This is a genomic window from Tahibacter aquaticus (assembly GCF_004363655.1).
In the GTDB taxonomy this organism is placed as follows: domain Bacteria; phylum Pseudomonadota; class Gammaproteobacteria; order Xanthomonadales; family Rhodanobacteraceae; genus Tahibacter; species Tahibacter aquaticus.
Map to the genome: position 1 here is coordinate 1,244 of NZ_SNZH01000040.1, position 8,647 is coordinate 9,890.

Below are 8,647 nucleotides of genomic sequence, written 5' to 3' on the forward strand. Positions count from 1 at the left end.
GGTTGCCGACGAGGGTCTATGTGCGGGGCGTATGCCGGCGAAACGACTCGTCTTAGCCTGGACCATGGCGCGGAAGTCGTCCAGTCCCAACGCGCGTTGCTGTTGCAGGTAGCTGCGGATGGCCTGGACGGCATCCTCTGAAAGGGCCTCGGCAAGCAAGGACCGGTATGCCAGTGCGCGTTCTTGAGGTGTCGTTCCCAGTGCCGAGTATGTGGGGTGGGGCGACAGCAACGGATCTTCGCGTTCGCCGCAGAGCGCGGCGCAGCTGGACCATGGAAATGCGATGGGATCGGCGATCATTCGGGCTCTAACGGGGTTCAAGTCGATATAGCGGCTGCAACGAAGCAGGTAGCTTTCACTTTCGACCAGACAAGACTTGTAGCGGCCTTCCCACAACGTTCCGGAACGTCGATGTCTCGCATTGAACGCTCCGACATACTGGCGTCCGAGTTTCTGCATCAGGCGGGGTATGGCGCCTACGGCTGGCGGTGTCGCCAGCAGATGCACATGGTTGCTCATCAATACATAAGCATGCAGTTTGACGTCGGTGTCGAGCAGGGCTTCATGGAGGTTCTGGAAATAGCGCCGGCGGTCGCAGTCATCAAGGAAACAAGGGAGGCGGTTGTTGCCGCGCTGAACGACATGCTGGGCTACGCAGGCTAAGTCTAGTCGGGGTAGGCGGGCCATACGTGAAGTCTCGCCGAGAGCTCCGACAAGCTGCAGCGGCGAGCGCCGATTCTTGAGTCGGAAACCTCTGATCCGTGGCTCCTGGAAGTTAACCTGACCCCGTTAATTGGTCGTCGTGAACATCGAGATCATGCGCACCTTCGTTCGCGTGCGCGAGTTGGCCATCACGCATGGCGACCTGGCCAAGCGGCTGAACGAACTCGAAGAGAAGACCGAAGCGCTGGCCCTGCAGCACGATGCCTTCAGCCGCAACACCCGCAATCAGCTCAAGCAGGTCTTCGACGCCATCCGCGATCTCATGACGCCACCCGATCCGCCCAAGCGGCCCATCAGGTTCATCACACCGCCGGAGGACAAAGGGAAGAAGGCGCAGGGGGCAAGAAGCAAGACTTGACCCCGAATCTGAACCATGACCCCGAATCTGAACCCCCTTGCTTGATCCCTTGATCCCTTGATCCCTTGATCCCTTGAGTCTTGGAGGCTGCGCGCTAGCAGCCTGGCAACAGCAACGCCCAGCACAAGGCGGGCGTCGATCTCGCGGGAAGAGCCAAGCGTTGATCAACCAGTGTGAGGCCCTGACCAAGCAGCAGCCCTGTAGAACGCTATGGCTGCGCTGAGCAGCGCTGGAAGGTCGCTGCCGTCTTGGCGAAAGAATGCCTCACCAAGACGAGGCCCAGAAACCACAACGGTATACATGGCCGCATCAGGTCGAGCACCGTCAATCTTCACCACTGCGCTCACCCCGTCCCGTCCGATCGCATCGAACACCGCCATCAACCCAGCCACATCGCGCCACAGCATTACCTGTTGCTCACCAACATGTCCACTGGCCACCAATTCATCGACTAGCTCTTGATCGTGCATTTCAAAACCTCAATGTCCAAGGGCTTTGGTAAAGGATAACGGGGTCGGTTAACTTACTGCAGTCGTGCAGTAAGTTAACCTGACCCCGTTCTTTCGAAGGTAGTTCGCATGTACAGCTTTGACGAAAACGCGTTGACCGGCGAACTCGGGGTGCTATCAAGTCGGGCGCGGATCGCGTTCGCTGCGGCAGCTGCGACGAGGCAGCTCGTCAATTTCGAGCGCCTTGCTCGTGAGTCGGATGCTGGCAGTGCCCAACGTCCGCGCGAAATTACTGTTCAGTTGTGGACCGACCTTCAAGCTGCGGCGATTGATCGTGCCACATGGTCGGCAAGACTCGACGAAGTGATGAACTTGCTGCCCGAGGAAAGTGACGATTGGGTGATCGGCCATGCTCTGGCTGATGACGCGCTATCTTCCTTGGCGTATGCGATTCGTTGCTTGCTCACGCCGAAGCCGCAGGAAGCGGCTTGGGCAGCGCGGCGTGCCTACGAGGCAGCCGATCAGGCGGCGATACGAGTCCTGGCTGTTCAACCGGGATTGCCGAACACAGAAGAGGCGATCAAGTCGCATGGCTTCGTGCAGCGCGAGCTTGCACGCCAGCGAAGTGACCTGTCGTTGCTACGTTCTGATTCGGTTGATGAAGTACGGCGACAGGCGTTCGTGGATGAGCTATTGACTGAGCAAGAAGCTGCTTCTCTGGTGTGAGATCGACTCCCGCCCTGTGCGGGCGTTGTTGCTTCTGGGTCGGCTACCGCGCGACCAGATAACGGGGTCAGGTTAACTTACTGCAGTCGTGCAGTAAGTTAACCTGACCCCGTTCTTTGCGTTCACTCACTCGGGCCCAACCAAGCATGCAGACCAACCTCAAGAGCCCCGAGAAGCTCGATCTCGTAACTCTCGACGCAGCAAGCCAAGAGTACGTCTTGATCATTTCCGCAATGGATGACTGGGATGGCTCAGAAGAAGAGCAGGCCCTTCTTCTTCAGAAGATAAACAACTACCTCAATTTCGTGATCGATGGCGGCTTGGCCGAGCACTTCCCTCAAAGCAAGGGGAAGCCAACAAGAATCCAGATCGACAGCGCGGCAGCGCTACCACCGAATACAGATCGAATCGTCACGCAAGCACAAGCACTGCTGCTTCAGCATGGCGTTCGGCTATGCGTCAATCTGATTTCCCAATGACTCAAGACCTCGCGCAAACTGCATGAAGTGCTCGGCCGCCAGATCGGACCTCTCGTCAAACTGTCGAGCAGAAGAAGCGCAGACCTCAAGGGCACCTTCTCGATCGCCCATAAGCCACTTGATCAATGGGCGTCGATACATCGCATTCTCGGCACTACTGAATCGCGGGGACTCAAGCAATTCACCAATCTTGCTCAGACTGCAGGCTGACTCCATAAACGGAACCCCATAGCGCACGATGGCCGCCACCATGTCAGCGACAGAACTGATAACCGCGTCCTCTTGAAGCACCCAACATCGATATTGCTGCTCTGGCATCAAGTATCCGAGTGAGATCGACAGGGTCGGCGGAACATACTTGTGCGGCCGCTCCCTCAAGAGCGTTGAGAGCAAGCCTTCAAGCTCCTGGCATCTGACGCCGACAACCGGATTCAGCTCAAGTCCTCGAGGGTGTTTGGCTCGGTTCAAGCCAAGCCAACCAACGAACCCTTCCGCCAGCTCGACGGTGAAGACTTCTCCCGACCGCTTTTTGAAGCCCTCGGCTCCCAGAAGCGGCACAAGAGATCCCTCGATCTTCTTAAGCAAAGTCATCAGGGCCAGTAGTCAACTTGCAGGGATAACGGGGTCAGATTAACTTACTGCAGTCGTGCAGTAAGTTAATCTGACCCCGTTCTTTCGGCGGCCCGTTGTCCGCCGCGTGATTCCCGCGGCAGTTTCCGCCTAACGCCGTTAGGGGGCAGGCGTCTCTTTCCAAAAGCGCGGTCGAACTGACCGCGCCAACGCTTTTCCGCCGCCGTTTTCGGTGCGGTATCAAGCCGGTTGCCCTAAACGCTTCAAGATGTCCTTGAGCGCCTTCTTTGGGCCAACCGCCATCCCAGCGAGCTTCACCCCGATTGTGGCAGTCTCAATGCTCTTGTCACGGTTCCCCCAACGCTCGTGCATACGAGCAAGGAGAAGGCAAGCTCTGACCTTCGTTATCGAGGCCAAGAGACCGGGATTCCCGCTTTCAATGCTTTTGCCATCCATCCCGGCAATCGGTCCGTCGAGCCGATACGAATCGAAGATCGGCAAGCCTCGGCTGCACACAAGATCGGCAACTTGATCGACGCTTGAGGCAGCAATCGGCCACCACTGATCTTTGACCGCAGCTTGATCCGTTAGACGAAGCTTCAATTCGCAATCGGGAACCTCGATCTGATCGCCATCAAGCCGCGCTTCGGTGCCTGCCTGTGGCAAAAAGGTGTAGTGGATTCCGAGATTCACGCAGAAGCTTTTTTCGGTGCTGTGATCCTGAAGCTGAATGACGTTCAGTTCATCGTCCCTACGACGATTCCAAGTTCCGGCTGCTGTGCGCCGAAAGCCTGCACTGGTCAGGGCTTCACTCATCGCCGAATCTGCGGCTTGTTGTAGTTCAACGAAGTTCATCTTTCAGCTCATTCCACAATGGGGATTCCAAATTTATCGAGCTTTGCCCGAAGTGGGCCATTCGGTCCACCAAGCCCTGTTGTTGGACTCGGAGAGAAGTGCCATTGGACCGCGTCAACTTGACCTGACCGTAGCATCTTGATGTCACGCGCAAGCGCCTGACGAACGGGAGCCGTGGAAAACGGGGCCAGGTTAACTTATCGCGGTTAGTTGCCGACGAGGGTCTATGTGCGGGGCGTATGCCGGCGAAACGACTCGTCTTAGCCTGGACCATGGCGCGGAAGTCGTCCAGTCCCAACGCGCGTTGCTGTTGCAGGTAGCTGCGGATGGCCTGGACGGCATCCTCTGAAAGGGCCTCGGCAAGCAAGGACCGGTATGCCAGTGCGCGTTCTTGAGGTGTCGTTCCCAGTGCCGAGTATGTGGGGTGGGGCGACAGCAACGGATCTTCGCGTTCGCCGCAGAGCGCGGCGCAGCTGGACCATGGAAATGCGATGGGATCGGCGATCATTCGGGCTCTAACGGGGTTCAAGTCGATATAGCGGCTGCAACGAAGCAGGTAGCTTTCACTTTCGACCAGACAAGACTTGTAGCGGCCTTCCCACAACGTTCCGGAACGTCGATGTCTCGCATTGACGCTCCGACATACTGGCGTCCGAGTTTCTGCATCAGGCGGGGTATGGCGCCTACGGCTGGCGGTGTCGCCAGCAGATGCACATGGTTGCTCATCAATACACAAGCATGCAGTTTGACGTCGGTGTCGAGCAGGGCTTCATGGAGATTCTGTAAATAGCGCCGGCGGTCGCAGTCATCAAGGAAACACGGGAGGCGGTTGTTGCCGCGCTGAACGACATGCTGGGCTACGCAGGCTAAGTCTAGTCGGGGTAGGCGGGCCATACGTGAAGTCTCGCCGAGAGCTCCGACAAGCTGCAGCGGCGAGCGCCGATTCTTGAGTCGGAAACCTCTGATCCGTGGCTCCTGGAAGTTAACCTGACCCCGTTAATTGGCACCAGCCTGTCCAGCGGCGGTGGGGTCAGCGTTGACTACGACGCGGCCGGCAACCTGCGCAAGAAGAGCGACTTCAGCAGCAACAGCGCCAACGCCTACAGCTACGGCGGCAACGGCTGCGGACCGCATGCCGCCAGCAGCGTGCAACGGCCCGGCGGCGTGGTCAGCTACGGCTGCGATGCCAACGGCAATGTCATCAGCGGCTCGGCGCTGACCATCAGCTTCGACGTCGATAACAAGCCGCGCAGTGTCATGCGAAGCGCCAGCGGCTCCGTCGGTGTGCCGGGCAACGACCTGATCTTCCGCAACGGCTTCCAACTCGGGTCTGCGATCGACAGCGCACCATCGAACACCGGTAGCCGGCAAACTGTCGCTGTCACACCTGAGGGCGGCGACGGCAGCATGAGCTACGCCTACGACAGCAACGGCATGCGCTACGCCGAAACCGTCATCGGTGGCGCGACCACGCGCTACGGCCCCCGCGGCTACGAGAAGATCATCGGCGGCAGCACCGTCCACCGCCATGAGCTCGGCCCCGTCACTGTCTCGCGCAGCGGTTCCACCGACACCGTCAGCTACCTGCTACGCGACCGCCTGGGCTCAACCATTGCGGTAACCAACACGTCCGGAGCCTTAAGCGAACGCCGCCAGTTCGACGCCTTCGGCAAGGCCCGAAACGCCGACTTCAGCGACCGCCCCAACGGCCAGGCCAACCTCGTGGCCACCAACCACGGCTTCACTGGCCACACCCAGGCCGACGAGGTCTGGCTGATCCATATGAACGGCCGCCTCTACGATCAGAACCTCGGCCGATTCCTGGGCGTCGACCCCATCATCGAAAACCCGGGCAGCCAAGCGCTGAATCCCTACAGCTACCTCCAGAACAACCCGCTAAGCGGCACCGACCCCAGCGGCTATGCGAAAGCCAGTGAAGAGTGCGCGGGCGCGGGGCGCGCGGGCTGTGTCGGTGACCAAGAGGTTAAAGCCACCAAGGCGGCGACCATGACGGGCAGTCATATTGCGGGAGTGAATACCGGCGCCTCCGTCACACTCGTCAATCCTACGCCCGGAGGCATGGCGGAGTTGCAGGTGGCAGCGGCGGGGATGAGTAGCGGATATGTTGTACAAGCCGATGCAGTCAGTGCGGGCTCAGCGCCGATTGCGGACAAGGGATCGATTGGAACAGCTTCCGCGCTTCCACAAGACCGGCCCGGCAAAGATGAATCTGGCGAACAAACCAAAGTAACCGTCGGCTCAGGAGGAGCAACTGCTCCAGCCCCGCCGAATGCTGCGGCCGCTGACCAGTTCCTTTTGAACGAATCAGCCAATGCTGGCCAGCCATTCTGCAGTAGCAATTGCGAAGCGACGCCGCACGCGGCGCATGCGGCCGCCGGCGAACGGTATTTGGGGGCGTCTATTGCTGCTCGAAGGGAGTCGGGCTGGAATGTTTATCAACTCTCTGACAAGGCATTCACATTTACTTTCCCGCGCGTAAGCTCTGCCGGCGTGCCAGAGGTGGCATTGCCGGGGAAGCTACCGTCCCTAGTGTTCGACAGTAGCGGGCATACTCACTGGGACTCGAACCACATGTTCAGTCCGAAAGACTGGACAGTCATCGTCGCTCATCAACTGCGTATTCCCCCGCGGACCCTGTATGTAGCCACAGGCGACGGCAATCTTCGATACGCTAACCCTGCCTATGCCAAGCCACTTGGCGTTCGCATAGGCGCGAGAATTGCACCCCCATCACAGAACTTTCCAGGCCAAGTTGTCCCAGGCGTGACAATAAAGACCACATATCCCTGAGGTAGACGACATGAGTATTTTTCTATATAGCTTGATTCTTTCGTTTGCTGCAAATTCTGATTGCGCGATCAGTGGCCAAGGCACTACTCCCGCTCTCGAAAATGAAGAAGAAGTGGCAAACAGAACGGAATTCTGTGTACGCGGCGGCCTTCCGATGGAGATTCAATTTTCGATAGACGAGAATCCAAGAAAATTTTCAGGAACTTCGCTTACCGAGACCGCCGTTGACGAATTCATTCGGCGGCTGGATGTGCGTGTTGCGTCGCTCCTAAGGAATGCTGGAAAGGCTGCTTGGAAGAAGTCCGGTGGGGCCGACAGAAAGTCGATTGGCTTCGGCATGAGCTTGGAGCAAGAAATTAGGAGCTACATCATTGGCAATGCAGCTCGCGAGCTTCAATTGGCCTTTTGCGGCGATGCAGAGGTCGTAGGAAGCTCTGTGGACACAACGTTGCTGGCGTATTTCTGGCGCTCGATTGATGTCGGCCCCCAGCAGAAACCTGCGTGGCTCGATAAGCTCAAGAACGGGCGGGACCACGGCACTGGCATCGTTCTTACTGTCGTCGCGTTGCGCTTGGCTAACCCAGAGATAGAAATTGAATCACTGGTTCAAAGTTTTGACGTCGTTAGTTATGTCAAGCCATAGTACATTGATGAAACGGGCGGCAATCGGGCTGGTCCTCATAGTCATCTTCTCAATTTCCGCTGCTGGTGACGACGGCGGAACGGTCGACTATTCATTCATTGATACCACGAGTGGAGCTGGTGCCGCGCTGTTGGCTGATCCCCCGCGACTTGTCATGGAAGAAGAGGGGGGTGCGGCAAATTTCTGCGACAAAGAAAGCGAGTTCAATTGCTTCACAACTGCATCGATCAGCTTTGCTGTTCCTCGCAAAGGAATTCAACAGTCTTCTTGGTCATATGGCGGAAGGCTGTACTGCGTAATTCGCAGTTATTCCACAATGAAACGAAGCCCTGCCACCCATGATACTCACCTCATTTTTTCCGGGGTTGTGCCTAGTTGCGACAGCAAGATCGGTTTTGATACCTCATCGGTATACTCCGATAATCACGGCCTGCGCCTCATACACTACCAGCTGCCGACTGGCCGGCTTCTTGAGCTCTATGCGCTGGACTCGCTTGGCTTTGGAGTTAGCCCTGAACGAAAACGGCCGAAAAAGTAGCTGTGGTCGAGCTTCTGTGAGGGGGCGGTGTACTATTGCAGCGTCACAGCGCTATAACGTTGTGACGCTGGACATTGGCGTATTGACGTAAGGCGGTACGCCGGCACCGAGCCTATATGCTTCCTAGAAGGCAAGCGTGGGGAGTGCCAGATCATATGGCGAAGTTAGGTTCTGTAGGTCCTTCTAGAAGTGGTGACCAGTTCCACTACCAGTGGGCGGCCCGACAATGTCTGGGGCTACTTGCGGGGAAAGACGGTCTCGTGGCGGTGTCGATCGAAGGAGCGTAAGCGTCCGGCACAACCACCTTCTCCACAGCCCCACCAGCCGCGATAGTCAGCGCCAGCGATGCGGCAGGAGTTCGGCGATGCGGCGATCAGGATGTGTCGGCAGGCGGGTCAATACATCTTTGAGGTACGCGTAAGGCTCATAGCCGTTCTGCCTGGCGGTGGCGATCAGGCTCATGATCGCGGCGGCACGCTCGCCGGCGGCTTTGGA

11 protein-coding genes and 2 pseudogenes are annotated in these 8,647 nt (G+C 57.9%); 6 read left to right on the forward strand and 7 right to left on the reverse strand.

From position 1 onward, the window contains the following. Positions 1–300: pseudogene (locus DFR29_RS30425) on the reverse strand (transposase); the annotation flags it as partial. 81 nt (positions 301–381) lie between these two features. Next, positions 382–687: pseudogene (locus tag DFR29_RS30430) on the reverse strand (transposase); the annotation flags it as partial. Between the two features lie 115 nt (positions 688–802). On the opposite strand from DFR29_RS30430, the gene DFR29_RS28450 reads away from it, so the two are divergent. Beyond that, positions 803–1,081, forward strand: a complete 279-nt coding sequence (locus tag DFR29_RS28450) for a hypothetical protein (RefSeq protein ID WP_208113771.1) — start codon at positions 803–805, stop codon at positions 1,079–1,081. A 164-nt stretch (positions 1,082–1,245) separates the two neighbouring features. On the opposite strand, the gene DFR29_RS28455 is transcribed toward DFR29_RS28450, so the two are convergent. Continuing rightward, positions 1,246–1,551 (reverse strand): hypothetical protein, encoded by a 306-nt coding sequence (locus tag DFR29_RS28455; RefSeq protein WP_133822029.1) that lies wholly within the window; start codon positions 1,549–1,551, stop codon positions 1,246–1,248. 108 nt (positions 1,552–1,659) lie between these two features. On the opposite strand from DFR29_RS28455, the gene DFR29_RS28460 reads away from it, so the two are divergent. Together DFR29_RS28460 and DFR29_RS28465 are read left to right on the forward strand one after the other, a co-directional pair. After that, positions 1,660–2,256, forward strand: coding sequence for a DUF416 family protein (locus DFR29_RS28460; protein WP_133822030.1), 597 nt, complete (start codon positions 1,660–1,662; stop codon positions 2,254–2,256). A 146-nt stretch (positions 2,257–2,402) separates the two neighbouring features. Continuing rightward, a complete protein-coding gene (locus tag DFR29_RS28465) occupies positions 2,403–2,735 on the forward strand; it encodes a DUF6572 domain-containing protein (RefSeq protein ID WP_133822031.1) in 333 nt (110 codons plus the stop codon). Here the strand turns inward: DFR29_RS28465 and DFR29_RS28470 are convergent. From DFR29_RS28470 to DFR29_RS30435, 3 genes are all read right to left on the reverse strand, one after another. Then, a complete protein-coding gene (locus DFR29_RS28470) occupies positions 2,709–3,326 on the reverse strand; it encodes a hypothetical protein (RefSeq protein ID WP_133822032.1) in 618 nt (205 codons plus the stop codon). The genes DFR29_RS28465 and DFR29_RS28470 overlap by 27 nt on opposite strands. A 219-nt stretch (positions 3,327–3,545) precedes the next feature. Continuing rightward, a complete protein-coding gene (locus DFR29_RS28475) occupies positions 3,546–4,160 on the reverse strand; it encodes a DUF4304 domain-containing protein (protein ID WP_133822033.1) in 615 nt (204 codons plus the stop codon). Between the two features lie 525 nt (positions 4,161–4,685). Next, positions 4,686–5,054 (reverse strand): transposase, encoded by a 369-nt coding sequence (locus DFR29_RS30435; protein WP_341829871.1) that lies wholly within the window; start codon positions 5,052–5,054, stop codon positions 4,686–4,688. Between the two features lie 270 nt (positions 5,055–5,324). Here DFR29_RS30435 and DFR29_RS28485 point away from each other — a divergent pair, with 270 nt between their 5' ends. The 3 genes from DFR29_RS28485 to DFR29_RS28495 are packed head-to-tail and all read left to right on the forward strand — an operon-like array spanning position 5,325 to position 8,152. Continuing rightward, positions 5,325–6,971, forward strand: a complete 1,647-nt coding sequence (locus DFR29_RS28485) for an RHS repeat domain-containing protein (RefSeq protein ID WP_133822034.1) — start codon at positions 5,325–5,327, stop codon at positions 6,969–6,971. Positions 6,972–6,981: 10 nt separating this feature from the next. Beyond that, positions 6,982–7,614, forward strand: a complete 633-nt coding sequence (locus DFR29_RS28490) for a hypothetical protein (protein ID WP_133822035.1) — start codon at positions 6,982–6,984, stop codon at positions 7,612–7,614. 7 nt (positions 7,615–7,621) lie between these two features. Then, on the forward strand, positions 7,622–8,152 hold the full coding sequence (locus tag DFR29_RS28495) for a hypothetical protein (protein WP_133822036.1): 531 nt from the start codon (positions 7,622–7,624) through the stop codon (positions 8,150–8,152). Between the two features lie 333 nt (positions 8,153–8,485). Here DFR29_RS28495 and DFR29_RS28500 read toward each other — a convergent pair. Beyond that, a partial coding sequence (locus tag DFR29_RS28500; protein WP_133819445.1) for a transposase domain-containing protein occupies positions 8,486–8,647 on the reverse strand: 162 nt, incomplete at its 5' end.

Excerpts from the sequence above, each read along its gene's own strand:
- DFR29_RS28490 (WP_133822035.1), top strand. The coding sequence starts at position 6,982 with ATGAGTATTTTTCTATATAGCTTGATTCTTTCGTTTGCTGCAAATTCT.
- DFR29_RS28465 (WP_133822031.1), top strand. The coding sequence starts at position 2,403 with ATGCAGACCAACCTCAAGAGCCCCGAGAAGCTCGATCTCGTAACTCTC.
- DFR29_RS28455 (WP_133822029.1), bottom strand. The coding sequence starts at position 1,551 with ATGCACGATCAAGAGCTAGTCGATGAATTGGTGGCCAGTGGACATGTT.
- DFR29_RS28495 (WP_133822036.1), top strand. The coding sequence starts at position 7,622 with ATGAAACGGGCGGCAATCGGGCTGGTCCTCATAGTCATCTTCTCAATT.
- DFR29_RS30435 (WP_341829871.1), bottom strand. The coding sequence starts at position 5,054 with ATGGCCCGCCTACCCCGACTAGACTTAGCCTGCGTAGCCCAGCATGTC.
- DFR29_RS28475 (WP_133822033.1), bottom strand. The coding sequence starts at position 4,160 with ATGAACTTCGTTGAACTACAACAAGCCGCAGATTCGGCGATGAGTGAA.
- DFR29_RS28460 (WP_133822030.1), top strand. The coding sequence starts at position 1,660 with ATGTACAGCTTTGACGAAAACGCGTTGACCGGCGAACTCGGGGTGCTA.
- DFR29_RS28470 (WP_133822032.1), bottom strand. The coding sequence starts at position 3,326 with ATGACTTTGCTTAAGAAGATCGAGGGATCTCTTGTGCCGCTTCTGGGA.